21 protein-coding genes and 1 riboswitch are annotated in these 26,605 nt (G+C 74.2%); of the genes, 6 read left to right on the plus strand and 15 right to left on the minus strand.

What is annotated here, in order from left to right; all coding sequences use genetic code 11:
* The first annotated feature begins 35 nt into the window (after positions 1-35).
* Positions 36-1,193 (plus strand): LLM class flavin-dependent oxidoreductase, encoded by a 1,158-nt coding sequence (locus ACZ619_RS13575; RefSeq protein ID WP_469598102.1) that lies wholly within the window; start codon positions 36-38, stop codon positions 1,191-1,193.
* Positions 1,194-1,279: 86 nt separating this feature from the next.
* Here ACZ619_RS13575 and ACZ619_RS13580 read toward each other — a convergent pair whose 3' ends face one another.
* The 15 genes from ACZ619_RS13580 to ACZ619_RS13650 all read right to left on the minus strand — a co-directional run bounded on the left by ACZ619_RS13580 (position 1,280) and on the right by ACZ619_RS13650 (position 20,413).
* Entirely contained in the window at positions 1,280-4,120 is a 2,841-nt protein-coding gene (locus tag ACZ619_RS13580) for an AAA family ATPase (RefSeq protein ID WP_469598105.1), read from the minus strand.
* 98 nt (positions 4,121-4,218) lie between these two features.
* Positions 4,219-4,998 carry a thioesterase II family protein gene (locus ACZ619_RS13585; protein ID WP_469598108.1) on the minus strand — a complete coding sequence of 260 codons (780 nt, stop codon included), beginning with the start codon at positions 4,996-4,998 and terminating at the stop codon, positions 4,219-4,221.
* Positions 4,995-6,833: a dipeptide ABC transporter ATP-binding protein gene (locus ACZ619_RS13590; protein ID WP_469598110.1), complete on the minus strand. Its 1,839-nt coding sequence runs from the start codon at positions 6,831-6,833 to the stop codon at positions 4,995-4,997. Before ACZ619_RS13590 ends, ACZ619_RS13585 begins: the two co-directional genes overlap by 4 nt.
* The gene (locus tag ACZ619_RS13595; RefSeq protein ID WP_469598113.1) at positions 6,830-7,726 is read right to left on the minus strand and encodes an ABC transporter permease; all 897 of its coding nucleotides are present in this window, start codon (positions 7,724-7,726) and stop codon (positions 6,830-6,832) included. Before ACZ619_RS13595 ends, ACZ619_RS13590 begins: the two co-directional genes overlap by 4 nt.
* A gap of 3 nt (positions 7,727-7,729) precedes the next feature.
* Complete coding sequence (locus ACZ619_RS13600) at positions 7,730-8,704, minus strand: ABC transporter permease (RefSeq protein WP_469598116.1); 975 nt, start codon at positions 8,702-8,704, stop codon at positions 7,730-7,732.
* A complete protein-coding gene (locus ACZ619_RS13605) occupies positions 8,701-10,359 on the minus strand; it encodes an ABC transporter substrate-binding protein (protein ID WP_469598118.1) in 1,659 nt (552 codons plus the stop codon). The genes ACZ619_RS13600 and ACZ619_RS13605 overlap by 4 nt, the downstream gene beginning before the upstream one ends.
* 55 nt (positions 10,360-10,414) lie before the next feature.
* The gene (locus ACZ619_RS13610; RefSeq protein WP_469598120.1) at positions 10,415-11,587 is read right to left on the minus strand and encodes an acyl-CoA dehydrogenase family protein; all 1,173 of its coding nucleotides are present in this window, start codon (positions 11,585-11,587) and stop codon (positions 10,415-10,417) included.
* Between the two features lie 758 nt (positions 11,588-12,345).
* Positions 12,346-12,750, minus strand: a complete 405-nt coding sequence (locus ACZ619_RS13615) for an alpha/beta hydrolase domain-containing protein (RefSeq protein ID WP_469598224.1) — start codon at positions 12,748-12,750, stop codon at positions 12,346-12,348.
* Positions 12,751-12,813: 63 nt separating this feature from the next.
* Positions 12,814-13,854, minus strand: coding sequence for an LLM class flavin-dependent oxidoreductase (locus ACZ619_RS13620; protein ID WP_469598122.1), 1,041 nt, complete (start codon positions 13,852-13,854; stop codon positions 12,814-12,816).
* Positions 13,855-13,901: 47 nt separating this feature from the next.
* Entirely contained in the window at positions 13,902-14,735 is an 834-nt protein-coding gene (locus tag ACZ619_RS13625; protein ID WP_469598124.1) for a DUF1684 domain-containing protein, read from the minus strand.
* On the minus strand, positions 14,732-16,459 hold the full coding sequence (locus ACZ619_RS13630; protein WP_469598127.1) for a dipeptide ABC transporter ATP-binding protein: 1,728 nt from the start codon (positions 16,457-16,459) through the stop codon (positions 14,732-14,734). The genes ACZ619_RS13625 and ACZ619_RS13630 overlap by 4 nt, the downstream gene beginning before the upstream one ends.
* On the minus strand, positions 16,456-17,391 hold the full coding sequence (locus tag ACZ619_RS13635; protein WP_469598227.1) for an ABC transporter permease: 936 nt from the start codon (positions 17,389-17,391) through the stop codon (positions 16,456-16,458). The genes ACZ619_RS13630 and ACZ619_RS13635 overlap by 4 nt, the downstream gene beginning before the upstream one ends.
* Positions 17,392-17,483: 92 nt before the next feature.
* On the minus strand, positions 17,484-18,443 hold the full coding sequence (locus ACZ619_RS13640) for an ABC transporter permease (RefSeq protein ID WP_469598130.1): 960 nt from the start codon (positions 18,441-18,443) through the stop codon (positions 17,484-17,486).
* A 3-nt stretch (positions 18,444-18,446) separates the two neighbouring features.
* Complete coding sequence (locus ACZ619_RS13645) at positions 18,447-20,066, minus strand: ABC transporter substrate-binding protein (RefSeq protein WP_469598132.1); 1,620 nt, start codon at positions 20,064-20,066, stop codon at positions 18,447-18,449.
* Positions 20,067-20,296: 230 nt separating this feature from the next.
* Positions 20,297-20,413: a putative leader peptide gene (locus ACZ619_RS13650; RefSeq protein ID WP_469598134.1), complete on the minus strand. Its 117-nt coding sequence runs from the start codon at positions 20,411-20,413 to the stop codon at positions 20,297-20,299.
* Positions 20,414-20,447: 34 nt separating this feature from the next.
* Positions 20,448-20,561, minus strand: a riboswitch (SAM riboswitch).
* 405 nt (positions 20,562-20,966) lie between these two features.
* On the opposite strand from ACZ619_RS13650, the gene ACZ619_RS13655 reads away from it, so the two are divergent.
* The 5 genes from ACZ619_RS13655 (at position 20,967) to ACZ619_RS13675 (ending at position 26,521) form a co-directional block, all read left to right on the plus strand.
* Complete coding sequence (locus tag ACZ619_RS13655) at positions 20,967-22,328, plus strand: MFS transporter (RefSeq protein WP_469598136.1); 1,362 nt, start codon at positions 20,967-20,969, stop codon at positions 22,326-22,328.
* Between the two features lie 364 nt (positions 22,329-22,692).
* Complete coding sequence (gene thiM / locus ACZ619_RS13660) at positions 22,693-23,472, plus strand: hydroxyethylthiazole kinase (protein ID WP_469598138.1); 780 nt, start codon at positions 22,693-22,695, stop codon at positions 23,470-23,472.
* A 46-nt stretch (positions 23,473-23,518) separates the two neighbouring features.
* The gene (locus tag ACZ619_RS13665; RefSeq protein WP_469598141.1) at positions 23,519-24,904 is read left to right on the plus strand and encodes an LLM class flavin-dependent oxidoreductase; all 1,386 of its coding nucleotides are present in this window, start codon (positions 23,519-23,521) and stop codon (positions 24,902-24,904) included.
* Entirely contained in the window at positions 24,901-25,788 is an 888-nt protein-coding gene (locus ACZ619_RS13670; protein ID WP_469598145.1) for a sulfurtransferase, read from the plus strand. Before ACZ619_RS13665 ends, ACZ619_RS13670 begins: the two co-directional genes overlap by 4 nt.
* Positions 25,789-25,864: 76 nt before the next feature.
* Complete coding sequence (locus tag ACZ619_RS13675) at positions 25,865-26,521, plus strand: GntR family transcriptional regulator (protein WP_469598147.1); 657 nt, start codon at positions 25,865-25,867, stop codon at positions 26,519-26,521.
* The last annotated feature ends 84 nt before the right edge of the window (positions 26,522-26,605 follow it).

Genomic DNA, 26,605 nt, shown 5'->3' on the forward strand with positions numbered 1-26,605 from the left:
CCGACACAGCACACCTGAGAGAAGAGAAGGACACGATGACCCCACCTGAGCCGCTGCACCTCGCCGTCGCCCTCGACACCGTGGGCTGGCACCCGGCGGCGGGCGCCGGGCCCGACGCCCCGGACGGGGACCTCTACGGCCTGGCCCACTGGACCGCCCTGGTCAGGGAGGCCGAACGCGGGCTGCTGGACTTCGTGACCCTGGAGGACCCGCCGAAGCGGCCCACCGGGCATGTCGCGCACCGGCTGGACGCGCTGCTGGTCGCCGCGGCCCTGGCCGGCGGCACCGAACACATCGGCCTGGTGCCCACCGGGGTGATCGACCACGCCCAGCCGGCCCACATCGCGCGGGCCATAGCCACCCTGGACCGGCTCACCGGCGGCCGGGCCGGCTGGCGCACCCAGGTGACGCCCGCACGGCCCATCGTCATCGCCGACATCTTCACCCCCGAGGTGCAGGGGCCGATGGCCGAACTCTTCGAGCGCGCCGCCGACCTGGTGCGGGTGGTGCGCGCCCTGTGGGACGGCGTCGACGACGAGAAGGCGCTGCGCGACCTGGCGCCCGACCGGTTCGCCCCGGCCGACCCCGACCCGTCCGGCAGCTTCACCGACATCGAGCCGCTCGGCGGCGCGGCCGGCGACTGGCTCACCGTCGACTCGCCCGCACTGGCCCCGCGCGCCCCGCAGGGCCACCCGCTGGTCTTCACCCTCGCCCACATCAGCCTGCCCTACCGCTACGGGGCCCGCTCCGCAGACGTCGTCTCGGTGACCCCGCACAGCACCGAGGAGGCGCGGGCCACCGTCGAGGAGATCAGGGCCGCGCAGGCCGCCGCCGGACGCGCGGACCAGAAGGTGCACGTCTTCGCGGACGTCGTGGTCTTCCTCGACGGCACCCCGGGCCGGGCCGCCGAGCGCAAGGCCCGCCTGGACGCGGCCCACGGCGACCCCTACACGTCCGACGCGCACATCGCCGTGGGCACCCCCGCCGAACTCGCCGACCTGCTCCTGGAGTGGCAGGGCGCGGGCCTGTCCGGCTTCCGGCTGCGGCCGGGGGCGCTGCCCCACGACCTGACCGCGATCACCCGCGAGCTGGTCCCCGAACTCCAGTCGCGGGGCGTCTTCCGCACCGCCTACGAGGCGGACACGCTGCGCGGACTCCTCGGGCTGCCGGTCCCTGCGCCGCAGGCACCGTGACCTGCCGTCGGCCGTCCGCGGGTGTGCCGTGGCCGCTCACGCGGCTGCGCGGCGCCCCTCGGGGGACGCCGCGCGACCCGAATCCGCTAGGGGCGGCCCCCGACGCGTGGTGAGCCGGGTGCCGCGCCCGCTGCCTCCTGCCGGTCGGGCCCCAGCAGCCCGAGCGGCAGGTCGGCCCGGCCCTTGACCCGCAGCTTGCGGTAGGTGTGCGTCAGGTGCTGTTCCACGGTGCTGACGGTGATGAACAGCCGCTCGGCGATCTCCCGGTTGGACAGCCCGGCCACCGCCAGCGACGCCACCTGCGCCTCCGAACTGCTGAGCACCCCGGCCCGGCCGCCGCCGCGCTCGGGCTCCGCGGGCGGCGACTCCCGGGCCGTCAGCCGCCGGGACAGCGGGACGAAGCCGTGCTCCTCGGCGATGTCCAGGGCCTGCCGGGCCACGATCCGGGCCCGGCCGCTCTGGCCGGCCCGGGTGTGGACCTCGCTCAGATCGGCGAGGACACGGGCCAGTTCGAGCCGGTCACCGGCGGCCTCCAGCAGGTCCGCGGCCTCCCGCAGCACGGTCGCGCGGCGCCGGGCGTCGGCCACGGCGGCGGCCGTGTGCAGCGCCATGCCCCGGGTCCTGGCCTGGGTGGCCGGCACCAGGGCGAGCTGTTCCACGGCCAGCCGCCGGGCCTCCTCGGTCCGGCCGAGGCGCAGCAGCGTCGTCACGGCGTCGCCGCGCCACGGCACGAACGAGGGCAGGTCGATGTCCCACTCCCGCATCAGCCGCCCGCACCGGGTCAGGTCGTCGAGCGCGCCGTGCAGCAGGTTCACCGAGAGCCGCCAACGACCGCGGGCGTGCAGGTACTGGACCCCGAACCGGCTCTGGAACAGCTGCTCGGGCAGGGCCGACAGCGGCGGGCCGCCGGTGTCCGTGATCGTGCCCGTCGCGGCGGCCGAGAGCTGAAGGCTCGCCAGCGGGGAGCCGATCAGCACACCCCAGCCGCGCAGCGACAGCAGCCCCATGGCCTGCCGGGACTGCTGCTCCGCGAGCCGGGCGTCACCCTGGCGGACGGCGATCTCGGCCCGCAGCGCGGCGAACAGCGCCTGCCAGGTGGGCACGTCGCGCCGGGTGGCCTCGCGCAGCAGCAGATCGCACCAGGTCACCGCGAGATCGCAGCGGTCGGCGTAGACCAGCACGGACAGCGCCTGGTGGATCGTCTCGAAGCTGGCGTCGTCCAGCAGCGTGGTCTGGAGGGTCAGCTCGGCGCCGCGTACGGTCTCGGCGTCGGGGCCCGAACGCAGCAGCCGGTGCAGCGAGCCGGCCATGCGGCGGGGGGCCTCGGCGTTCCGGGCGGCCGGCCGCCGCGGGCGGGGCCGGGCGGCGGGGCGCGGCAGCAGCGGGGGCCGGGAGGCGTGCAGCCACTGCCGGGCCGCCTGGTAGTCCGCGGTGAAACGGGAGTCGAGCGACTCCGCGGACCGCTCCAGGCTGCGCAGCGCGAAGGCGATCTCGTCGCTGCCGCCGTGCCAGAGCAGCCGTCCCAGCAGCGCCACGACCTGGCAGCCCGACAGCCGGCCCTCGCGCAGTGCGGCGACCAGCGGACGCAGCCGCCGGCAGGCGGTGTCCGGATCGGTCCGGAAGTCGACGAGGCTGCGCAGCATGGTCACCGTCACCCGCTGGTCGTCGTCCGCGCAGGACTCCTCGGCCACGTCCAGGCAGGACTCGGCGAAGGCGGTGTCGTCGCGGCGCAGCGCGTCCTGTGCCGCCTCCAGCGCCACGGCGAACGCCCACGGCTCCCGGCCGTGCCGGGCCGCCGCCAGATGGACGGCGATCGCCGCGGCGGACTCCCCGGCCGTGTGCAGCAGCCGGGCCGCGTCGCGGTGCAGTTCGGCCCGTCCGGCGGCCGGCATGCCGGCCAGGACGGCGGCGCGGGCGGCCGGATGACGGAAGCGGCCGCCGTCGAGGACGCCGAACACCTCCATCGCGGCCAGCGTCTCCTCGACGGCGGTGCGCGGCCGGCCGAGCAGCTGGGCCAGCCGGTGGTGCGAGCCCGAGGCGTCCAGCACGGCGAGCGCGCGGGCCGTGTCGCGGAAGCGTTCCCCGGCGCGGCGGACGCACGCGTCCACCGCCCGGCCGTACTCCTCGCCCGCGGCCGGCTCACCCGGGCCGGGCCGGGCTCCGGCCGGCCGGCGGGCGGCCTGCTCGTGATGGTCCTCCGCGAGCGCCCGCAGCAGCAGGGGGTTGCCGCCGCTGAGCCGGTGCCACGAGGCGGCCGCGGGGCCGGCCGCGGAGCCCGGTCCGATCAGCTGCGCCAGCAGGTCCCGGGTGCCCGCGGGGGACAGCGGCGGCACCCGGAGCCGGGTGAAGTGCCGTTGCCGGACCAGCGTCGTGCGCCAGGACAGCTCGGTGGTCGTGGACCCGGACACGGTGTCCCGTTCGGCCACCACGAGCAGCAGCCGGTCGGTGCGCAGCAGACGCCCGACATAGGTGAGCGTGTCCAGGGACGCCGAGTCCGCGAAGTGCAGATCGTCGACGATCACCACCACCGGACGGCGCAGGGACAGGGCGCGCAGCAACTGCCACTGGACCTGGCAGACCTGCGCGGGCGCGGGGCCCTGGGACTGGAGGTCCGCGTCGCACGGCGCGATCGAGGAGGCCTCCGCGCGCAGCAGCAGCGCCCGCTCCCGGTCGGCGGGGGAGAAGTGCTGGTGGCGGAAGAGCTGGCCCACCACCCCCAGCGCGACCTGCTGTTCCGAGCAGCGGGCCGTCGCGTGCAGCACCACGGCGCCCGCCGCGTCCGCGTGTTCACCGAGGACGTGCAGGAGCTCGGTCTTGCCGCTGGCGATCGGCCCGCTGACCGTGGCCACACCGCCTCTGCCCGCGAGACAGTCGGCCAGCATCTCCCGCAGTCGCCTCACCTGGCTCTCGCGTTCCACTAGGACCACAACAGGCTCCGTATCTCCCACGTCGCGGTGGCGTTGTCGTGCCGGGGACGTCAACGCCGTCGGTGACATCCATGGAGGTCGGGGCGGCGGCCCGGGCGTCAGGCCGGCCCGGGGGCGGCCGACGGGTCCGGGAGCAGCCGGGTCAGCACCGACTCGGCGATCCGCTCCTGGTGTTCGAGGAGGAAGAAATGCCCGCCGTCGAAGGTCAGCACCTCGGTGCGGCCCGTGGTGTGTCCTTCCCAGGCGCGCGCCTCCGCCGCCGTCACCTTGGGGTCGTCGCGGCCGGTCAGGACGGTGACCGGGGCCGTGATCGGGGGACCGGGCCGGTGCCGGTGGCGTTCCACGGCCCGGTAGTCGCCGCGCACCGCGGGCAGGACCATCGCCGTCAGCTCGGGATCGTCGAACAGCCCGGCCGGGGTGCCGCCCTGCCGGACGATCTCCGCCACCAGGTCCCGGTCGTCGGCGAGATGGAGCCGCTCGGCGGGGCGCACGGTGGACGGGGCGCGCCGGCCGGAGGCGAACAGGGCGACCGGTCCGGCGCCGGTCGTACGCTCCAGCCGGCGGGCCGTCTCGTACGCGATCAGGGCGCCCATGCTGTGGCCGAAGAAGGCGGTCGGCGCGCCCCACCCGGGTGCCAGCACGCCGGCGATGGCCTCGGCCACGCTCTCGATGTCCGTGATCTGCGGCTCCGCCCTGCGTTCCTGACGCCCCGGGTACTGCACGGCCAGCACCTCCACACGCGGGTGCAGCCGTTGCGAGAGCCCGAGGTAGAAGCCCGCCGACCCGCCCGCGTGCGGGAAGCACACCAGACGGACGGGCGCCGCGGGCGCCGGCCGGAAACACCGGATCCACCGTTCGGTGTCGAGGTCGGTCGTCATGCCAGTGATCCCTGTCCTTCCGGGTCGAGGTCGGGCCGGGGCAGCGCGGCCAGCAGTTCCCGCGTGTACGGATGGGCCGGCCGGTCGAAGATCTGCCCCACGTCCCCGCTCTCGACGAGCCGTCCGTCCTTCATCACGATCACCCGGTCGCTGACATGGTGCACGACACCGAGGTCGTGCGAGATGAACAGCAGGGCCACGCCCAGTTCCCGCTGGAGTCCGGCCAGCAGGTCGAGCACCTGGGCCTGGACCGACACGTCCAGCGCGGAGACCGGCTCGTCGCAGACGATCAGCCGGGGCCGGGTGGCCAGGGCCCGGGCGATCGCGACCCGCTGGCGCTGCCCGCCGGACAGCTCGGCGGGCCGCCGCTCCAGCAGCCGGGCCGACAGGCCGACCTGGTCGAGGAGTTCGGCGACCCGTGCGAGGCGGGCCCGGCCGCGCGGGACGCCGGCCCTGGCCGCCGCCTCGCCGACGACCCGCCGTACGCTGTGCCGAGGGTCGAAGGAGCCGAGCGGGTCCTGGTGGACGACCTGGAGACGCGGCCGCCGGGCCCGGCGCTCCCGCTCGGGCAGACCGCTCCAGGCCGCGCCCTCGAACCGCACGTCCCCCTCGTCCGGCTCCGCCAGCCCCAGCACGATGCGGGCGGTGGTCGTCTTGCCCGACCCGGACTCGCCGACCAGGCCGAGGGTCTCACCGGCGGCGATCCGGAAGGACACCCCGTCCACCGCCGGGTAGGAGCCGCCGCCCGGTGCCCGGAACCGCTTGGAGACCTCCCGGACCTCCAGCAACGGCTGCCCGGACGGCGCTTCGCGGACACGGTCGGCGGGCGCGGGCCCCGGCCGCCGCACGGCCGGGGCCGGCAGCGGTGCGTCCGGGTGCCAGCACAGGGTCAGCCGCCCGTGCGCACCGGCCACGGGGTCCGGCAGCGCGGTACGGCAGCGGGTGTCGGCCGCCGCGCACCGGGCCGCGTACGGGCAGCCGCCCGGCCCCGCCGCCTCCTGCCGTCCGGGGCCCGGCAGGGACAGCGGGCTCCCTTTGGACGCGAACGTGGGCACCGCCGTCAGCAGGGCCCTGGTGTAGGGGTGCCGGGGGTCCCTGAGCACGTCCCGGGCCGGGCCCTGCTCGACGACCAGACCGCCGTACATCACCGCGATCCGGTCGGCGAGCCGGCCCACCACGGCCAGGTCGTGGCTGATCAGCAGCAGCGCCGTCCCCTCGGCGACCAGGCGTCCCAGCAGGTCGAGGATCTGCGCCTGCACGGTCACGTCCAGCGCGGTCGTCGGCTCGTCGGCCACCAGCAGTTCCGGCGCGCCGGACAGCGCGGAGGCGATCAGCGCGCGCTGCCGCAGACCGCCCGAGAGCTGGTGCGGATACTCGGCGGCCCGCCGGGCCGGGTCCGGTATCCCGGCGTCGGACAGCAGGGCCAGGGTCCGCTCGCGCGCCTCGGCGCCCCGGGCCAGGCCGTGCGCGTCCAGCGTCTCGCGGACCTCGGCGCCCACTGTGCGCAGCGGGTCCAGGGAGACCAGGGCGTCCTGGAGGACCAGCCCGATGCGGCGGCCGCGCAGGGCACGCCACCCGCGTTCGGACAGGGCCGTCAGGTCGACGCCGTCGAAGTCGAGCCGCCGGGCCGCCACCGTGGCGTGCGCCCCGGCCAGACCGAGCAGGGTGCGGGCCGTGACGCTCTTGCCGGACCCGGACTCGCCGACCACGGCGAGGCATTCGCCCCGGCCGAGGGTGAACGACACGTCCCGCACGGCGCGGACCGGCCCGCCCCGCCGGAAGGTGACGTCCAGGTTCTCCACGCTCAGCAGCGGGGCCGGGGTGGTGCGGGTCATCGGCTGGTCCTCCGGGTGAAGCGCTGCTGGGCGTGGCGGCCGACCACGTTCACGGCGACGACGGTGACGGTGACGGCGGCACCCGGGAACACCCCGATCCACCAGGCGGTCTGGAGGAAGTCCCGCCCGGCGGCGAGCAGCGCCCCCCATTCCGGTGAGGGCGCGGCGGGGCCGAGCCCCAGGAAGCTCAGCCCGGACGCGGAGATCAGCGCCGTGCCGAAGCCGACGGTGGCCAGCGTCAGCAGCGGGGCGAGGGCGTTGGGCAGGACGTGCCGCAGCACGATCCGCCGGCGCGGCAGCCCCAGCGCCACCGCCGACTCGATGTACCCGGACCTGCGCACCACCAGGGCCTCGGCGCGCACCAGCCGCGCGTAGCCGGGGACGAAGGCGATGCCGATGGCGGCCATCACGTTGACGGTGCCCGAGCCCAGCACGGTCACCACCAGCAGGGCCAGCAGCAGCGCCGGCAGCGCGAGCAGGATGTCCGCGAGCCGCATCAGCACCCGGTCCGCGACCCGTCCGCCGAGCGCGGCCGCCAGCCCGTAGGCGGCCCCCGCGACGACCGAGACCACGGTGGCGCCGAAGCCCAGCAGGAGCGAGGGCCGGGCGCCGTAGAGGATGCGGGTGAACAGGTCGCGGCCCAGCTGGTCGGTGCCCAGCCAGTGCCGGGCGCTGGGGCCGCGCAGCGCCTCCAGCGGGTCGGTGGCGGTGGGCGAGATGCCGGTGAACAGTCCGGGCGCCACCGCGACCAGCACCACCAGCAGCAGCACGGCGCCCGCGACCGCCACCGTCGGCGGTACGGACGGCAGCGGCCCGGCCCACCGTCGCCGCACCCGCGGGGGCGCGGCGACGGCACCACCGGCGCCGGTTTCGGGAAGCAGGGAACTGGCCATCAGTCAGGCACTCCTGAGCCGTGGGTCGATGACGGGGTAGAGCAGCTCCACGACGGCGGAGATCACGACGAAGACGAACGCCGACAGCAGGACGACACCGATCACCACCGGCATGTCCTTGGCGGTCACCGCCTGGAGCACGAGCGAACCGATCCCGGGCCGCCCGAACACCGTCTCCACCAGGACCGCCCCGCCGAGCAGCGAACCGGTGAGCCACCCGGTCAGGGTGAGCAGCGGTATCGCCGAGTGCCGCAGCGCGTGCCGCAGCCGGACTGCCGTGAGGCCGACGCCCCGGGAGCGGGCGGTGACCGCGAACGGCTGCTCCAGCGCCGCCTCCAGGCCCTCGCGCAGCACCTGGGCCAGCACACCGGCCAGCGGCAGGGCCAGCGTGACGGCCGGCAGGACCAGCGCGGCGAAGCCGTCGGCACCGGCCACCGGGAACAGCCGGAACCGGAACGAGAAGACCGTCAGCAGCACGATCCCCACCCAGTACGACGGGGTGGAGGCGGCGACCAGCTCCCACACCGAGGCCAGGGCGCGCAGCGCGGGCCGGCGCCCGGCCGTCGCCACCGCGGAGAGCACCGCGAGGACGACGGCCAGGACCAGCCCGGCCAGGGCCAACTGCACGGTCGGCCCCAGCTGGTCACCGATCAGCGACCACACGGGCCGCTGGAGCTGGTACGACTCCCCGAGGTCGCCGCGGACCAGCCGGCCCAGGTAGTGCAGGTACTGGTCGGCGACCGGCCGGTCGAAGCCGTACTCCCGGCGGATCTCGGCCCGTACGGCGGGGGAGCCGGCGTTGGAGGGCCCCAGCAGGACGGAGACCGGGTCGCCGGGGATCAGCTGGAGCGCCACGAAGGCCAGCGTGGCCGCGCCCGCCAGCACCGCCACCGCCGAGCCCAGCCGCCGCAGCAGCGCACGCCCCAGCGCCGCCGGGCCCGGCCGCCCCGTCCCGCCCGTCGCCGAGGCCGCGGTCACTTCGCGACCAGCCAGGCGTCGTAGTACGTCAGCCAGTTGCTCGGGCTGAAGGTGAGCCCCTTCACCGTGTCGGACTTCCCGACCAGGGAGACCTGGGTGTAGAGCGGCACGACGACGGCCTGGTCGATGGCCCGCTGCTGCACCTTCGGATAGACGTCGGCGTGGACCTTCTCGTCCAGCGTGGCCCGGCCCTCGTCGGTCCACTTGTCGAAGTCGGCGTCGGTGATGAACGTGGCGTTGATGCCGCCCTTCGCCGGCGAGCTGCCGGAGTTGAGGAAGAGCCACAGCACGTCCGGGCTGAACCGGGGCCAGCTCAGGTCGATGGCGTTCGCCTTGCCGCCGTAGACCAGGGTGTTGTAGGTGCCCAGGTCGAGGTTGGGGCGCTTGACCTCGACGCCGATCTTCTTCAGGTCGGCCTGGATGGCCTGGCCGAGCACGTCACGGCCCTCACGGGTGGCCTGGATCGACAGCTGCGGCCAGGTGATGGAGAGCCGCTTGCCCTTCTTCGTGCGGTAGCCCTGTGCGTCCCGCCCGGTCCAGCCGGCCTGGTCCAGCAGCTTCGCGGACAGCTCCGGGTCGTAGGGCCAGCTGCCCTCCAGGGACTTGTCGTAGTCGGGGGTGGTGGGGCTGATCGGGCTCCAGGCCCGCGGGTACTGCCCGAAGGTGACCGTCTTGACGTCCTGCCCGATGTCGATCCCGCGCTGGACCGCCTTGCGGACCCGCTGGTCGTCGAGCGGGGCCAGTGAACCGTTGAGCCAGAGGTTGTAGTTGCCGCCGGGGTTGCGGCGGGAGATCAGCGAGATCCCGTTCGTGGCCCTGATCGTGCCGACGTTCTGCGTGGGTATGGCCTTCGCCACCTGGACCTGGCCGCTGGTCAGCGCGCCGGCCCGGACCGAGGCCGTGGTCAGGAACCGGAAGACGAGCTTGTCCAGATGGGCGGCCCCGGTGTGCGCCGCCGTCGACGGGGCCCAGTCGTACTTCGGGTTGCGGGTCAGCACCGCGGACTGGCCCTTGGTGTAACCGCTGAAGACGAACGGGCCGGTGCCCACGTCCGCGGTGCCGCCCGCGGCGAGCTTCCCGGCGTTCGCCTTGAGCGCCTTGGGGGAGTAGAAGCCCAGGTAGGTCGTGCTCGCGGCCTGGAGGAACGGCGCGAACGCCTTGGAGAAGGTGACCTTCGCCGTGTAGGTGTCCACCACCTGGGTGCCCGTGTAGGGGCCGAGGAGGCTGATCGCGTACAGCGACTTGGTCGACTTGGCCACGATGTGGTCGAAGTTGGCCTTCACCGCGGACGCGTCGAACCGGGTGCCGTCGCTGAACGTCACGTCCTTGCGCAGATGGAAGGTGTAGCTCCGGTAGTCGTCGGACACCTCCCACTCGGTGGCCAGCCAGGGGTGGAACTTCCCGGCGGAGTCCTGGGAGACCAGCGAGTCGAACACCTGGCGCTGGATCTCGGCGGTGATGTCCTGGGTGCTGGCGTGGATGTCCCAGGAGACCGGCTCGGTGTCGACGGCGGTGGTGAGCGTGCCGCCCTTGACCGGCTTGCCGGCGGCGGTCCCGCCGGTGCCGGTGCCGCCGGTCGAGCAGGCGGTGAGCAGCAGCAGGCCGGCCACCGCCGACGCGAGGAGGCGGCCGGGCCGGGACAGGGATGTGCGCATGCGGGAACCCCAGGTGTGAGTGGGTCTAGGGAAGGGGGGTGTCGTCGGGGTGAGTTCAGGCATCGGGCACCTCCGCCGCGAGGGCCGTGGCGCCGACGAGCGGCAGGACGGCGTCCTCACCGGGTGCGTGGACGCCCACCGACTGGATGTCACGGAAGTGCCGTTCCAGCGGGTTCTCCTGGGCCAGGCCCGAGTTGCCGAGCAGCCGCAGACCTTCCTGGACGGCGGCGGTGACATGCCGTACGACCACGACCTTCGCGGCCAGCGCGTCGACACCGCGCACCGGGTCGCCCCGGTCGACCCGTTCGGCCGTGGCGAAGATCAGCTGTTCGGCGGTGGTGAGCAGGGTCTCGATCTCGCCCGTCGCCCGCTTGAACCGGCCGGTGGTGGCCAGCGGGCGGCCCAGCTGCGAGGGCACCCGCCGATGGGCGAAGGTGTGCACGAAGCTCTGCGCGGCGCGCGCCACGCCCAGGTAGATCGAGGACGACAGCAGCAGCATCACGCTGCCGGGCAGTGTGCCCGGAGCCGGCGGGGCGCCCGGCGCGGTCAGTTCGTGCACGTACTCCGCAGGGATCCCGACGTCCGTGAACGCCACCTCGTGGCTGCCGGTCGCCCGCATGCCCAGCTGGCGCCAGGTGGGCACGATCTCGATGCCCGGGGTGCCGGCCGGGACGATGAAGTTGCCGACGCGCGGCTCCGGTTCGTCCGTCGCCGCCCACACCAGGAAGTAGCTCAGGCCCTCCGCGCCGGTGACGTACCGCTTGCGTCCGGTGATCGACCAGCCGTCCGCGGTGCGCCGGGCCGTGGTCGCCGGCAGCGGGCCCCGGGTCGACGAGCCCAACTCGGGTTCCGCGCGGGCGTGGTTGAGCAGGGTGGGCCGTACGGCCGACTCGGCCAGCACGCGTGCGTACAGCTCCTGCGGCCAGGGGCTGCTGGACTGGAGCAGGTGCGGGACGATGGTCATCCCGGAGATCAGCGCCGTCGACGGGTCACCGCGGCCGAGGGCCAGCAGGATTCTGGTGACATCGGTGAAGCTCGCTCCGGGCCCGCCGTACCGGGGGTCCACTCCGGCGGTCAACAGCCCTGCCTCATGGATCAGTCGGATCGGTCCGTGCGGGAAGGCGCCGGTGCGGTCGTGCTCGGCGGCCGTCGCCGCGAGCGAGGCGCTCACCTCGTCGAGACGGTCGAGACGGACGGTTAAGGGGCGGCTCTCGGTGGCGAAGCTCATGAGGCGTTCTCCGGTACGGAAGGGGACAGGGCAGCGGCCAGGGGCATGCGCGTGTCCTTGCGGTCGGGTGACGGTCCGGCCACGTGGGGTGAGCGGAGCGGGGCGGACGGCACGGCCCCCGGCACGCGGAAGCCGACAGGCCGCGGTGGGCCCTGCCGGGTGCCGAGGTGGGGAGTGGCGGAGGACGTGTCAGAAGGAGCGGGCGGACGCCCGCGATCCGGCCTGTGCGCCGGGACTCACCGGAGAGTTACGGCGGGACGGAGAGGTGGTGTCAACGACAGCCGGTCGACTTGACCCTGCCGAAGTCCACGACACGGCACTGCGTCAGACGGGGCGTCAGATGATCGCTGCACCCACGGCGGAAACCGTCGGCCGGACACCGACCGAACTTCCTCGCAGTCACAGGCCCGAACATGTCACCGAGAATGCAGGAAAGGACCACGCTGCGTCCAATGCCGATTCGCGATCAAGGTCGATCGCGTCCGCCGATCGGTCGGCGGGACACCCCGTCGGCGCGCCGGGAAGGCCGCACGGAGAGGTGCGCGTGGCCTCCCCGTGCGGGTCCCGGCGAGGTGCCGCCTGCCCGGCGAAGGGCTCGTGAACTGCGGATTCACGGCGAAATGCCTTGAGTGGCAAGGGTGTTGGCCGATCGCGCCCCTGTCCCGGTACACGCGCCGCGAACCCCTCGCGCACCGCCGTCCGGGCGCGCCCGGACCGGTGTCCGCCGTTCCACAGTGTGGACATGTTCCGAGTTTCGATCACGGCAGCTCGAACCGGTGCCTGGGGGACGACCAGCCGGCCGCCGTCGCCACCGCCCGCTCCACGTCCTCGGCGAGCAGGAGCCGGCGCGCCACGCGGTCCTCGGCGGCGGCCCTGACCGCGGCGGTGCAGGCGGCCGCGTCCGGATGGCGTTCGCGGACGCTCGGGCGCGGGTCGCCGGTGATCGCACGCTCGTCCTCCGTCGCGGCGAAGGGCAGGGTGGAGCCGCTGAACTCGTGCAGCGCGCCGTGGCCCTGACCGGGAGCGCGGCTGTTCCATCCGGTGTGGGTGGCGAGCGGGACGGCCACCATGGGCGCGCGGACGCCCGCCGTCTCGTTGCCGTCCGGGTCGACGGCCGGGACCAGGACCGCGCAGCGGCGGGAGCGGTCCGCGACCGGCGGCACCTGCAACGGTCCACCGCCCGCGGGAGTGCACCTCCAGGCGCACCGCGGGTTCCGGGAGGGAGCTCAACGGGCCGCCTCCCGAACCCCCGGCGCGACCGGCCGCCGGCCCAGCTCGGGCGCGACGAGGTGGCGCACGTCGTGCAGGATCTGCTCGTACTCCTCGCGGTGGAACTCGTACGGCAGCTCCAGGCGCAGTTCGTCCACCCCGGCGAGCACCGGGTCGGCGGCGAGCCGCTCCAGGATCTCCTCGGAGGTCCCCACCAGGTCCGGCGCGAACAGGACGCGCCGCTCGCCCTGCGGTGCGAGGGTGCGCTCGTGGCGGCTGGCCGCGTAGGCCCGGTACCGGGCGCGGGTGCTCGCGTCGGCGCTGTCCAGGGGCACGACCACCCGGCCCACGGCCACGCGCGTCGTCCGGCCCTCGGGCAGGGTCCGCCGGTACTCGGAGAGCAGGTTCAGCTGGGCCGTGGTGAAGTCGTCGGTGCCCTCGCCGGTGACGATGTTGCCGGACAGCAGACCGAGGCCCTGTCCGGCGGCCCAGCGGACCGAGCGCAGGCTCCCGCCGCCGTACCAGATCCGCCGTGCCAGCCCGGGGTCGTGCGGCTGGAGCCGGGGGCGCTGGACGTTGCCCGGCGAGTGGATGACGGTGTCGGGGCCGCCGAGGTAGTCGCCGCGCAGGTTCTCCACGAGCCGCGCGATCCTGCCGTACGACAGGTCGAAGCCGCGCCAGTCGCCGTCGTACACCAGGTCGCCGAGCAGGTCGGCGTGCGGCATCCCGGTGCTGAAGCCGACCTGGAGCCGCCCCCGGGACAGCACGTCGGCCAGCGCCAGGTCCTCGGCGAGCCGGAAGGGGCTCTCGTACCCGATCGGGATGACCGCGGTGCCGAGCTCGATCCGCTCGGTGCGCTGGCCGGCCGCGGCGAGGAACACGGCGGCCGAGCCGACGCCGTGTTCGAGATGGCGCTGCCGGATCCAGGCGCCGTCGTAGCCGAGCCGCTCGCCGTACTCGAACAACCGGAGGGTCTCCTCCAGCCCGGTGTACGGGTCGTCGTCGGCGAAGTTGCCCGGGGTGAGGAAGGACAACGTGCTGATCACGGGGGTGCTCATGCGGTGGTCGTCTCTCTGGTCGTGGTCGTCGCGGGGGCGGCCGGCGCTCAGGAACCGCCCCGCTCGCGCGGGATCCGCTGCCCGGCCTCGATCGCCACGGGCAGCCGGTTCTCGGCCGGCGGCAGCGGGCAGGTGGCCAGGTCGGTGTAGGCGCACGGCAGGTTCGCGGCCCGGTTGAAGTCCAGGGCGACGGTGCCGTCCGCGGCGGGCGCGCCGAGGGCGAGGGAGCGGTTGGCCGCGTAGGTGGTGACCCCCGAGGTCTCGTCCGTGAACAGCACCAGCAGCGAGCCCGGGACGCGTCCGGGGAAAGCGGTCAGCGACAGCGCCTGTCCGTCCAGCTCGAAGTCGATCCGGCCCGGCGCGTCGTACACGTGCTCAAGTCCCTCGACCGCCGCTCCCACGGTCGTCGGCCGCGGCTCGGCGAAGGCCGTGTAACGGCCGGTCACCGCCCACCGGGAATGCGGGGCGTAGGCGGGCGTGCCGGTGAACGCGGTGCGCAGCGGGGCGTCCGGGTGCCGGGGGCGGACGATGTCCTGGCCGCCGCGCCTGGCCACCTCGATCACGGCGTCGCCCCAGGCCACGTCGACTCCGCCGCGCTCCGGGAGCACCCCGAAGCGGTGCTCGCCGCGGACCGGGGCTCCGTCCACGAGCAGTTCCGCGCCCTCGTCGCTCTCGTCGAGGGTCACCACGACCCCCTCCGGGCCGGTCGACCAGGCGCCCGGCGCGTCCGGGAAGCGCTGCGGCTCCCCGGCGAGCCAGTGCAGGCCGGTGACCGCGAGGAATCCGTGCGGGGCGGCGAGCACCTCCTCCTGCCCGGCGTGCCACTCCTGCCAGTCGCGGGTGAACGCGGCCGTTCCCGCGGAGGTGTCCTGGACCGTCATGTGTGCTCCTTGGTCTGAAGTGGTCCGGTCGATGCCGTGGCATGACGGCCGCCGGGGATCGCCGCGAGCAGCTCGCGGGTGTACGGGTGGCCCGGCCGGGAGAACAGCTCGCCGGGCGGTCCCGTCTCCACGACCCGCCCGGCCCGCATCACGGCGACCTCGTGCGCGATCTGGCGTACGACGGCCAGGTCGTGTGAGATGAACAGGTAGGCCACCCCCGTGTCCGCCTGCAACTCGGTCAGCAGGTCCAGGACCTGGGCCTGGACGGACACGTCGAGAGCGGAGACCGGCTCGTCGCACACCACCAGGTCGGGGGAGAGGGCCAGGGCGCGCGCGATGGCCACCCGCTGGCGCTGTCCGCCGGACAGTTCCGCCGGGCGGCGCTCCAGGGTCGAGGCGGGCAGCGCGACCCGGTCGAGCAGTTCGCGGGCGCGGTCGAGCCGGGAGCCGCGGTCGCCGACCCCGAACGCCCGCAGCGGCTCGGTGATCACCTCGCCGATGGAGAAGCGCGGGTCCAGCGAGGCGTACGGGTTCTGGTAGACCAGCTGGGCGCGCCGCCGCAGCCGCCGGACGTCGGCGCCCTTGGCGCCGGTCACGTCCGTGCCGTCGAACAGCACCTGTCCCGAGGTCGCCTCGGCCAGGCGCAGCACGAGGCGGGCCGTGGTGGACTTGCCCGAACCCGACTCCCCGACCAGGGCGAGGGTCCGCCCGCGCCGCAGGGTGAGGCTGACGTCGTCGACCGCGCGCAGGGTCCGGGCCCCGCCGCCGGCCCGCGGCAGCCTGAACTCCTTGACCAGGTGGCGCGCCTCCACCAGGGGAGGCGCCGTGTCGGCCGCGGCCGCCGTGGCGGGGACCGGGGTGCGCGGCCCGGCCGTGGTCGGGCTCGGGGCGCTGGCCAGCAGCCGCCGGGTGTACTCGTGCCGCGGATCGGCCAGGACCGCACGGGTCTCACCCGCCTCGACCACTCGGCCGCGCTCCATGACCACCAGCCGCTGCGCCCGGTCCGCCGCCACCCCGAGGTCGTGGGTGACCAGCAGGATCGCGGTGCCCGACTCCTCGGTGAGGTGCTGGAGATGGTCGAGGATGACCCGCTGCACGGTGACGTCCAGCGCGCTGGTCGGCTCGTCGGCGATGATCAGCCTGGGTTTGGCGGCGATCGCGACGGCGATCAGGGCCCGCTGCCGCATACCGCCGGACAGCTCGTGCGGGTACTGCCGGGCCCGGACGGCCGCCTCGGGCAGCCCGGCCCGTTCCAGCACGGCGACCGCCTCGGCCGCCGCCGCCCGGCGGGTCGCCAGGCCGTGGATCCGCAGCACCTCGGCGACCTGCTCCCCGATCCGCTTGACCGGGTTGAGCGAGACCGTCGGATCCTGCGGGACCAGCCCGATCCGCGCGCCACGCACGGTGCGCAGCTCCGCCTCCGAGAGGGTGGCCAGGTCGTGCCGGCCGAAGCGGACCGTGCCCGCGTCGATGGTCCCGTTCGCCGCCAGCAGCCGGGTGACGGCGTGCGCGGTGGTGCTCTTCCCGGAGCCGGACTCGCCGACCACGGCGGTCACCTGCCCGGGCCACACGTCCAGGTCGACGCCCCGCACGGCCCGCACCGCTCCGCCGCGGGTGCGGTACGACACGGACAGGCCGCGGATCTCCAGCAGGGGTGCGTTCACGTCCTCACCGTTCTCCCGTGCGCCGTCGCCGTTGTTCTGTGCCTCGTCGGTGTCGGTCATCGCTGCCGCGCCCATTCGCCGTCCAGCGCCCGCGCGACGCGGTTGGTGGCCAGCACCGTCGCGGCGATCGCCAGCCCGGGCAGCGCGGTCAGCCACCAGGCGTTGGCCAGGTAGTTGCGGCCGTCGGAGATCAACGTCCCCCACTCCGGGGCCGGCGGCGGCGCGCCGTAGCCGAGGAAGCTCAGCGCGGACACGGCCAGGATCGAGGCGCCGAAGTCCAGCGTGGCCAGCACGATCACCGGACCGGCGGCGTTGGGCAGGACGTGCCGGCCGAGCACCGAGTACCAGCGGGCCCCGCAGGACCGGGAGGCCTCGACGAAGACCGCCTGCCGCACCCGCAGGACCTCGGCGCGGGCCACCCGGGCGAACGAGGCGACGCCGGCGATGCCGACCGCGACGGCCACCTTCACCGTCCCGTAGCCGAGCGCGGTGACCAGGGCCAGCGACAGGAACAGCGCGGGGATCGCGAGGAGGACGTCCACGAGGCGCATCAGCACGTCGTCCACCCAGCGCCCCACGAAACCGGCGACCACACCGAGCAGACCGCCGACCACGAACGCCACCAGCACCGCGATCAGGGTGGCCTTGAGGGAGAGCTGCGCGCCGTGCACCACGCGGGAGAAGACATCGCGGCCCAGCTCGTCCGTGCCGAACCAGTGACCGGCGCCCGGGCCGCGGAAGTTCTGGGACGGCACCCCCTTCAGCGGGTCCTGCGAGGTGAACAGCTCCGGCCGGAAGGAGGCCAGTACCACCAGCACGACCACGACGGCCGACAGCACCAGACCGGGGCGGCGCACCAGGAACCCCACCAGCCGGCGGCGCCCGCGGGGGCCGCCGGACGCGCCGGGGGATCCCGCCGCCACCGGCCGGGCGAGGCCCAAGGCGGCCCCGGCCGCGTCCTCGACACCGTTCGCGCCGTTCGTGCTGTTCATGCTGTTCGCGCCGTTCACACCGTTCCCGTCGGCTAGGCCGTGCGTGCCGTCGGTGCCGTCGGTGCCGTCGGTTCCGTCGACGAGACTCTGACTCATGCGAAGCTCGCCCTTCGGTCCGTGGCCACCACGATCCGCGGGTCCAGCAGCGGGTAGACGAGGTCGACGAGCAGATTCGTCGCCACGAAGATCAGCGCCCCGAACACCACCACCCCCTGGACCAGCGGGATGTCCTGGACCGTGACCGCCGCCGCGGTCACCCGGCCCAGGCCGTCACGGGAGAACACCGTCTCGACCACCACCGAACCGGCGATCAGCTGCCCCACCAGCAGGCCGACGACCGTCAGCGCGGGCAGCGACGCGTTGCGCAGCGCGTGCCGCAGATGCACCCGCCACCGCCCCGCGCCCTTGGCACGCGCGGTCTCCACATACGCCTGGTCCAGCGCGGTGAGCAGGCTCTTGGCCAGCACCTGCGCGATCTGCGCGCCGGTCGGCACCGCCAGTGTCAGGGCCGGCAGCACCAGGCCGCGCAGCCCGTCGTTGCCGAACGCCGGGAACCAGCGCAGCCGGAACGAGAACGCCTCGACGAGCAGCAGCCCCACCCAGAACGTCGGCACCGACACCCCCAGCGGCGGCAGCGACAGCAGCAACTGCCGCAGCCACCGCCACGAGGTGTACGTCGCCGCCACCGCGAGGCCGCCGCCGAGGACCACCGCCAGCAGCAGCGCGGCCCCGGTCAGCTGGAGGGTCTGCGGCAGTGCGTCGGCGAGCGTGGAGGTCACCGGGCGGCCCGTGGAGACCGCGTCGCCGAAGTCCCCGCGCAGCGCCCGGCCCAGGTAGTCGGCGTACTGCGCCGGTACGGACTTGTCGAAGCCGTACTCGTGGCGCAGTCTGGCGAGCTGGGCCGGATCGACCTGCCCCGAGTCCATCCCGGCCCCCGCCATCGCGGAGACCGGGTCACCGGGCAGGAGGTCGAGCACCAGGAACGACACCGTGTACGCAGCCCACAGCACCCCGACCGCCTGCGCCAGCCGTTTGATCACATAGCGGCGCACGCGCTAGCCGATCCAGGTGTCGTGCAGCTGGATGCGGCTGCCCGAGTCGAAGTCGAGGTCGTGCACCTTGCCGGACACGCCCAGCTGGGTCTGAAGCTCCACCACGGGCACGTAGTACGCGTTGCTCACCAGGAGCCGCTGCGCCTCGGCCACCAGCCGGGCACGCTTGCCGGTGTCGGCGGTCGCGGCCTGCTCGGTCAGCGCCGTGTCCAGCGAACTGGCGGGCAGGTGGTAGAAGTTGCTCAGCCGGCTGGAGAACGAGCTGCGCAGGATGTCCGGGTCGGCGCGGGTCACGTTGCCCCACACCACGTCGAAGTCACCGGACTGGAGCGTCGTGGCGAACTGGGTGACCGGGAGCTGCTTGAGCACCACGCCGACACCGACGGCCTTCAGCTGCTGCTGGACCAGCTCCAGCGCGGGCTGGTTGGTGGCCGAGTTGGGGAACCAGGTGATGGTCAGGCTCAGCTTCTTACCGTTCTTCGCACGGATGCCGTCGCCACCTGTCTTCCAACCGGCCTCGTCCAGAAGCGACTTGGCCTTGGCCGTGTCGGTGGACAGATCGGTGGAGAGGTCCGTGTAGTCCGGCGTGGTGTGCGCCAGGACGCTGGTCGCGGGCCGGGTGCCGGTCGGGAAGACGGTGTCGGCGATCTGCTTGCGGTCGACCGCGACCCGGATCGCCTGCCGCACCTTCGTGTCCTTCAGCAGGGTGGAGGCGTTGTTGAGGCCGAGCCCGAACACCACACCGGGGTTGGCCCGGCTCCGGAGGGCCACCTGGCCGCCCTTGAGCGCCGCCTCGTTGGCCCTGCCGACGCTGCTGATCGCGTCCACCTGCCCGGACTGCAGGCTGCCGGCCCGCACTCCCGCCTCCGGCACGACCTTGAACACCAGCTTGTCCAGATAGGCCTCGCCCTTCTTGGACCAGCGCGAGGAGCCCCAGTCGTACCCGGTCCGCCTGGTCAGGGTGATCGACTGGTTCTGCACATAGCCCTTCAGCACGAACGGCCCGGACCCGACCACGCCGTCGCTGCACTTCTGCTGCGGGGACCGCTTCACGCTCGCCGACGACTCGATGCCCAGCGAGTGCGTCGAAGTGGCTTGCAGGAACTGGGCGTTGGGCTCCTTGAAAGTGACCTTGACGGTGAGCGGGTCGACCACGGTGGTGCTCTTCACCCCGCTGAGATAGCCCTGGGCGAGGGTCCCGAGGGCGCCGAGGTCCGGCACCGCGTCGAAGTTGTCCTTGACCACCTGCGCCGTCAGCTTCGAGCCGTCGCTGAAGGTGACGCCCGACCGCAGCCGGAAGGTGAACGCCGTCGCGTCGGCGCTGACCGTCCAGCTCTTGGCGAGCCACGGCACGATCTTGCCGGTCTTCGGGTCCTGGTCGGTCAGCGAGTCCACGGTCTGCCGTACCGAGTAGATCGTGTCGTTGCTGCCGACCTGCTGCGGATCCACGCAGCCGGAGTCGGAGCTCACCGCGAAGGTCAGGGTGCCGCCGGACTTCGCCCGGCCGTCCGTGCCGCCGGAGCCGTCGCCGCCGGACCCGCACGCGGTCAGCAGGACACTGGTGGTCAGGAGCGCGGCCAGGGGCGCCCAACGGGGGGTTCTGAGAACCGGGAGTGCTGTCACGGAGGGGTTTCTCCTACTCGTGGCACCCGGCAGCGGATGCCGGGCTTCGGGGCGCGGGGCACGGCCGTGCGGTGCAGGGGCGTGCGGCCCCGGCCGGGATGACACCGGCCGGGGAGGGCGCTGTGCAGACGGGGTCAGGCGGACGTCACCGGGGACCGGTGACGAGGGGGACGGCGGCGCGAAAGGTGCCGCGGCCGGTGACGGAGGTCAGGCGGCGGCGGGCGGGCCGGTCAGACCTGACAGAGGCAGCTGGTCGAGCGCTTGAGATCGATGTGGCGCCGGCGCGACAGCCGGGAGTACGCCGTGGCGTCGGCGGGGGAGGAGGCCGGGTCGTCGCTGTGCCGCATGCCGGTCCTCCCTGTCTCCGGCCCCGGTCACGGGGCCACGCGCTTGCGGGAGTCGTCGGTGATCCCGCCGGGCTTTCACCTGGAGCACCCCACCGCGTGGGAGGGTTGCCGGTCAGCGAGCCAGGGCTTGACGCTGACGCTCAATGCCGTCGGCGATCGTACGGATCGGATTTGTCGTACGTCAATGCCGTGACCGCAGGCCCCTGTCCGGGAAGCCGGAGCCGTCTCACGTGCCGGGACACATGGTGGACGCGCCTGGTGCCGTGTGCTTTGATCCGGCCATGGAGACCCCAGGTCAGGCACGCGGCGTGCCGCTCGACCCGTTCTGGGCGGGTCGCCGCGCCGATCAGTTCGACGAGACCTGTCGCTGACCACTCGCTCCCCTCGGCGCTCTCCCGGCCCGGATCCCGCCGTGCCCGCGCACCGGCCCGCCCCCTTCACGGCCCGCCACCGGCGTCGGCCCCGCCCTCCGCGCAGGCCTGCTCTCCGTGTCGGCGCGCCCTGCCGCGCGCCCCGTGAGCCGTCCCTCCCGCACCCCGTCGAAATGAGAGGCATGGCCGTCAACAGCACTGCTCCGAGCGGGGTGTTCGCCTCGCTGCGGGTCCGTGACTACCGCGTCTACTGGAGCACAGGCCTGGTGTCCAACATCGGCAGCGCCATGCAGGGTGTCGCCCTGGACTGGTTCGTCCTGACACTCACGCACAGCGGGACCGCGCTCGGCTGGGTCGCCGGGCTCCAGTTCGCCCCCGTGCTGCTGTTCGGCCTGTGGGGCGGTGTCGTCGCCGACCGCCACGACCGCCGGACCCTGCTGCTGTGGACCCAGGCGCTGTACGCGGCGCAGGCACTGCTCCTGACGGTCATCGTGTTCTCCGGCCATGCCGCGCTCTGGCTGCTGTACGTGCTGTCCTTCGCGCTGGGCTGCGTGTTCACGGTGGAGAACCCGGCACGGCTGTCCTTCGTCACCGAGCTGGTCGGCCGGCCCCTGATCCCGAAGGCCGCGGGCCTCAACATCCTGTCCCTCAACGCCGCCCGCCTGATCGGTCCGGCGGTCGCCGGTGTGCTGATCGGGGCGATCGGAACCGGCTGGGTCTTCGCCCTCAACGCGGTCTCCTTCACCGTCGTCCTCGCGGGTCTGCTGTCGATCCGGCCAGGGACGCGGGAGCCGCGCCCTGCCACCCGGCCGCCGTGGACGGGCGCGGGCGCGGAGGGGCTGCGCTATGTGGCGGCCCGGCCCGAACTCGTCGGCGTGCTCACCGTCTTCGGCCTGGCCGCCACCTTCGCGGTCAACTTCCCCACCACCCTGACCCTGTTCGCCGGGCGCGTCTTCGACGTCGGGTCCCGGGGACTCGGGCTGATGAACACGGCACTGGCCGTCGGCACCGTCGCCGGTACGGTCGCCGCGACGCGCGGTGTCTCGCCCCGGGTACGCACGGTCGTCGCCGGGGCGCTGCTCTTCGGCGGCTTCCAGGCCCTTGCGGCGGTCATGCCCACCTACCCCGCCTTCCTCGCGCTGCTGCTGCCCGTCGGCTTCACGCTGATGACGTTGAACACGGCGGTGAGCGCCTTCGTCCAGTCGGAGGTGAGCGACGCCATGCGGGGCCGGGTGATGGCCGTCTACACGGTGATCTCCATGGGCGGCAGCCCGGTCGGCGCACCCGTCATCGGCTGGGTCTCCCAGCACGCGGGGGTGCGCTGGGGCCTGGCCGCGGGCGCCGCGGTCGCGGTGCTGGCCGCGCTCGGCGTCGCGGCATGGCTGGCGCGCACGACACGCTCCGCGCCGTCCCCGGCCCCGTCCGCACCGTGCCGTTCCGGGCTCCCCGCGCCCGGTACGGCGACGGTCCGGGCGCCGTCCCTCGACCGCATGCCGTCGGGCGAACCGTCCACCGGGGGACCCTCCACAGCCTCCCAGGACTGACCGGCACACCCTGACAGCCGGGCCCACCGGACCGCCCGGTCCGCGATCCGGTCCGCGAGCCGGCCCCGAGGCGCGCCCGCGGTGTTGTCGTGCCGCCAGCCGCCAGCCGCCAGCCGCCAGCCGCCAGCCGCCAGCCGCCAGCCGCCAGCCGCCAGCCGCCAGCCGCCAGCCGCCAGCCGCCGGGCCCGCCGCCCACACGTGACGCACGGGCCCGCGGAACGCCCGCCCCACTGCCCGCGACCGCGAACATTGCGGCTCCGTGAAATGACGGCCCGCGGGTGGCCGAGTCGCTCCCTCCGCTGCATACAGTTGCATGCAGTCGGCCTCCGCCGACCCAATCCAAGAGCCACGGAGACAGCGCGCCATGGAAGAACTCACCTGGGAGAGCCCCGCGATCGCCGACGGCATCGCCGCCGTCCGGTCCGCCTCGCCGTTCGTCTACGGACTGACCAACTACGTCGCCGCCAACCTGAGCGCGAACGTGCTCCTGGCCGTCGGCGCCGGACCGGCGATCGGCGCCGCGGCCGACTTCCCCACCGTCTTCCCGGCCGGCGCCGGCGGGGTGTGGATCAACACCGCCGCGCTGATCAGCAACCCCGCCGAGCCCCTCGTCGACGCGGCACGCACCGCGCACACGGCCGGCACCCCCTGGGTACTGGACCCGGTCGCGGCCGGCGCGGGCGCCACCCGCTACGACGCGTTCGTGACCGCCCTGCTGGAGCACCGGCCCACGGTGATCCGCGGCAACGCCAGCGAACTCGTCGCGCTCGGCGGCGGCGACAGCACCGGCAAGGGCGTCGAGACCACCCTCTCCTCCACGGACGCGATAGGCGCCGTCGAGGAACTCGCCCGTCGGACCGGTGCCGTGGTCGCGGTCAGCGGCCCCACGGACTACCTGACCGACGGCACCCGCACGGTCGCCGTCCCCGGCGGCGACGTCCGGCTCACCCAGGTCACCGGCGCCGGATGCAGCCTCGGTGCCCTGATCGCCGGGGTCCTGGCCGTCGTCCCCGACCCGCTCACCGCGGCCGCCGTCGCCCATGTCGCCTTCGCCACCGCGGCCGAACGCGCGGGCGCCCGCACCACCGGCACCGGGTCCTTCGCGATCGCGTTCCTGGACGAACTGTCCCTGCTGGGCGCGTGACGGCGACCACCGGCACACCCCCACCGCACGACACCTGGAGCACCCCTTGAGCACCACCCCGGGGACCGCCGCCCCGCGCATGCACCTGGCCGCCTTCCTCAACGCGGGACCGCAGGGCACCGTCGGCTGGCGCCACCCCGAAGCCGGCGACGGCTTCCTCACCGCCGCCCACTACACGCACATCGCCCGGGTTCTGGAGGACGCCGGATTCGACCTCGCCTTCGTGCCGGACTCCCTCGCGGTGCCCAGGAGCCTCGGTGAGTCCTTCGACCCGGCGGTCACCTGGGGCACCGGCACCCCGCGCCTGGACCCGGTCCCCGTCGTCACCCTGATGGCCGCCGCCACCCGGCACCTCGGCGTCGCCGCCACCGTCTCGACCGGCTACCAGGAACCCTTCCACGTCGCCCGTGAGATGGCCACGCTCGACCACCTCCTCGACGGCCGCGCCGGCTGGAACGTGGTCACCAGCTTCCAGGACGCCGAGGCACAGAACTTCGGCCAGGACCGGCTGCCCGACCGGCACACGCGCTACGCCCGCGCCGAGGAGTTCCTGGAGGTCACCGCCCGGCTCTGGGACAGCTGGGCCGACGACACCGTCGTCGCCGACAAGGCGAGCGGGGTGTTCGGCCGCCCCGAGACCGTGCGCTCGCTGGACCACCGCGGCGAACACTTCGCCGTGCGCGGCCCGTTGAGCGTGCCGCGGCCGCCCCAGGGCTATCCGGTGATCATCCAGGCCGGCGCCTCCCCGGCGGGCCGGGACTTCGCCGCCCGCTGGGCGGACGTCGTGTTCTGCAGCCACGAGTCGCTGGAGTCCGCCGTCGCCTTCTACGCCGACGTCAAGGCCCGGGCCGCCGCCCGGGGCCGGGACCCGGAACAGCTCAAGATCCTGCCGGCCGCGACCACGGTGGTGGGCACCGACCTGCGCGACGCCCTCGCCAAGCACCAGGCGTTCACCGAACTCGTCGACCCCGAGGCCGGATTGTCCCGGCTCGCCTACCACGTCAACGTGGACCTCGGCCGGTACGACCTCGACGGCCCGCTGCCCTCCCTCGACGAGGTCGGCGTCGAGGGCCACTACCGGGAGGTCGTCGAGTTCGCCGAGCGGGAGAAGCTCAGCGTGCGCGAGATCGGCCGCTGGTACGGCGCCCGCACCGAGGGCAACATGATCGGCTCCGCGTCCGACATCGCCGACACCATGGAACTGTGGCTGGACAGCGGCGCGGCCGACGGCTTCATGATCCAGGCCACCCATGTCCCCACCGCCTTCGAGGAGTTCGCCGCCCACGTGGTACCCGAACTGCGCCGCCGCGGTCTGGTGCGCGACGGCTACGCGGGCGCCACCCTGCGCGAGAACCTGGGCCTCGCCCGGCCCGAACGCGGCGAGTGGCGCAACCGCGCCGCGTCCACGGCGACCGCGGGGGAGCGGCCGTGACCGCCGCCACGAGCGCCCTCGTCGACGCCGACTGGCTGCGCGGCCGGCTCGGCGAGGTGGTCCTCCTCGACGCCACCGTGGACCGGCGCACCGGCCCCGACGGCGGCACCGCCTTCGTCAGCGGACTCGGCCTGCATACCGAACGCCGCATCCCCGGCGCCCACTTCGCCGACCTGGTCGCGGCCTTCTCCGACCCCGCCGCCCCCTTCCCGTTCACCCGCCCCGCCCCGTCCCGGACCGAGGCCCACGCCCGCGAACTCGGCATCCGCGAGGACTCCACCGTCGTCGTCTACGACCGGCTCACCGGCGCCTGGGCCGCCCGTCTGTGGTGGGTGCTGCGCACCGCGGGCCTCCCCGACGTCCGTGTCCTCAACGGCGGTCTCACCGCCTGGGAGGCGGCCGGACTGCCCGTCACCGACGGCCGCGAACCGGCCCCCGCACCCGGGAACGTCGTCGCGCGCCCGGCCCGGGACGGCTTCGTGGACCTGGACCGCATGAAGCGCATCGCCGACGGGAGCGACCCCACTCCCGCGGTGTGCGCCCTGCGCCGCACCGAGTACCTCGGCACGCCCGAACGCCCCCGCTCCGGGCACATACCGCGCACCACCAGCCTGCCGTACGCCGACCTCCTGGGCCCCGACAACACCCTCTCGGCCGAGCGGACCGCACGTCTGGCCGGGGCCCACGGCATACGCGCGGGCGACGGCACCGTCCTCTACTGCGGAGGCGCGGTCAACGCGGCGGGGCTCGCCCTGGCGCTGCACGAGACCGGCATCGACGACGTGCTCCTCTACGACGGCTCGCTGTCGGAGTGGCGCGCCGACCCGGCGCTGCCGCTGGTCGTGGGGCCGGAGGAGGAACCCGTCGCCGAGGGCCGGGGCTGACCGCGGCCCGGGCATCGGGCATGATCCGGGGCAGCCCGCGAACCGTTTCGCGGGCGGCCCCGCGACGAGGAAACGGATGAAGAGCACAAGGGACACGATCTACGACGAGCTGCGGCACCGCCTCACCTCCGGCCGCTACCCGCACGACGCCGCCCTGGTCCCGCTGGCGCTGAGCGAGGAGTTCGCGGTGTCGCGCACCCCGGTCCGCGAGGCCCTGGCGCTGCTGGAGCGCGACGGACTCCTGGTGGGCACCCGGCGCGGTTTCGCCGTACGGCAGCGCTCCGACGAGGAGATGCTAGAACTGTTCGAACTGCGCGCCGTGCTGGACGCCCTGCTCGCCTCCTCGGCCGCCCTGCGGCGCAGCCCGGTCGACCTGGCCCGTCTCGACGCCCTGCTCGAACAGGGCGGGACCCTCGACGCCCCCGGGGAGGTCCGCCGCAGCCTCAACGCGTGGCACGACACGGTACGCGCCGCCGCCCACAACACCACCGTCTCCGCCCTGCTGCACACCGTCGACGCCCAGGTGAAGACCAGCGCGCCGTGGCAGACCCGCTCGGTCGACGACACCTTCGAGGCGACCCTCGCCGAACACCGGGCGATCACCGAGGCCATCCGCGCGGGCGACCCCGAGACGGCCCGGCTGGGCATGCTGGAGCACCACGAACACGACCGGGACACCCGTATCCGGCAGAAGGTGCGCCGGGACACCGGTGGCGAGTCACCGGGGGGCTGACGGCGCCTCGGGTACCGGCCGTTCCGCCGTCCGCAGCCTGCCGAACGCCCTGGCGTCCGGCATACGCGCTCTTGTCATGACAGG

It is taken from the genome of Streptomyces sp. NPDC104367, from assembly GCF_055583825.1.

What these genes read in the sequence shown, in the direction of transcription:
- ACZ619_RS13590 (WP_469598110.1), bottom strand. Translation starts at nt 6,833, where the DNA reads ATGACCCGCACCACCCCGGCCCCGCTGCTGAGCGTGGAGAACCTGGAC.
- ACZ619_RS13675 (WP_469598147.1), top strand. Translation starts at nt 25,865, where the DNA reads ATGAAGAGCACAAGGGACACGATCTACGACGAGCTGCGGCACCGCCTC.
- ACZ619_RS13625 (WP_469598124.1), bottom strand. Translation starts at nt 14,735, where the DNA reads ATGACGGTCCAGGACACCTCCGCGGGAACGGCCGCGTTCACCCGCGAC.
- ACZ619_RS13605 (WP_469598118.1), bottom strand. Translation starts at nt 10,359, where the DNA reads ATGCGCACATCCCTGTCCCGGCCCGGCCGCCTCCTCGCGTCGGCGGTG.
- thiM (WP_469598138.1), top strand. Translation starts at nt 22,693, where the DNA reads ATGGAAGAACTCACCTGGGAGAGCCCCGCGATCGCCGACGGCATCGCC.
- ACZ619_RS13650 (WP_469598134.1), bottom strand. Translation starts at nt 20,413, where the DNA reads ATGCGGCACAGCGACGACCCGGCCTCCTCCCCCGCCGACGCCACGGCG.
- ACZ619_RS13655 (WP_469598136.1), top strand. Translation starts at nt 20,967, where the DNA reads ATGGCCGTCAACAGCACTGCTCCGAGCGGGGTGTTCGCCTCGCTGCGG.
- ACZ619_RS13610 (WP_469598120.1), bottom strand. Translation starts at nt 11,587, where the DNA reads ATGAGCTTCGCCACCGAGAGCCGCCCCTTAACCGTCCGTCTCGACCGT.
- ACZ619_RS13585 (WP_469598108.1), bottom strand. Translation starts at nt 4,998, where the DNA reads ATGACGACCGACCTCGACACCGAACGGTGGATCCGGTGTTTCCGGCCG.
- ACZ619_RS13575 (WP_469598102.1), top strand. Translation starts at nt 36, where the DNA reads ATGACCCCACCTGAGCCGCTGCACCTCGCCGTCGCCCTCGACACCGTG.
- ACZ619_RS13595 (WP_469598113.1), bottom strand. Translation starts at nt 7,726, where the DNA reads ATGGCCAGTTCCCTGCTTCCCGAAACCGGCGCCGGTGGTGCCGTCGCC.
- ACZ619_RS13630 (WP_469598127.1), bottom strand. Translation starts at nt 16,459, where the DNA reads ATGACCGACACCGACGAGGCACAGAACAACGGCGACGGCGCACGGGAG.
- ACZ619_RS13620 (WP_469598122.1), bottom strand. Translation starts at nt 13,854, where the DNA reads ATGAGCACCCCCGTGATCAGCACGTTGTCCTTCCTCACCCCGGGCAAC.
- ACZ619_RS13635 (WP_469598227.1), bottom strand. Translation starts at nt 17,391, where the DNA reads ATGAACAGCACGAACGGCGCGAACGGTGTCGAGGACGCGGCCGGGGCC.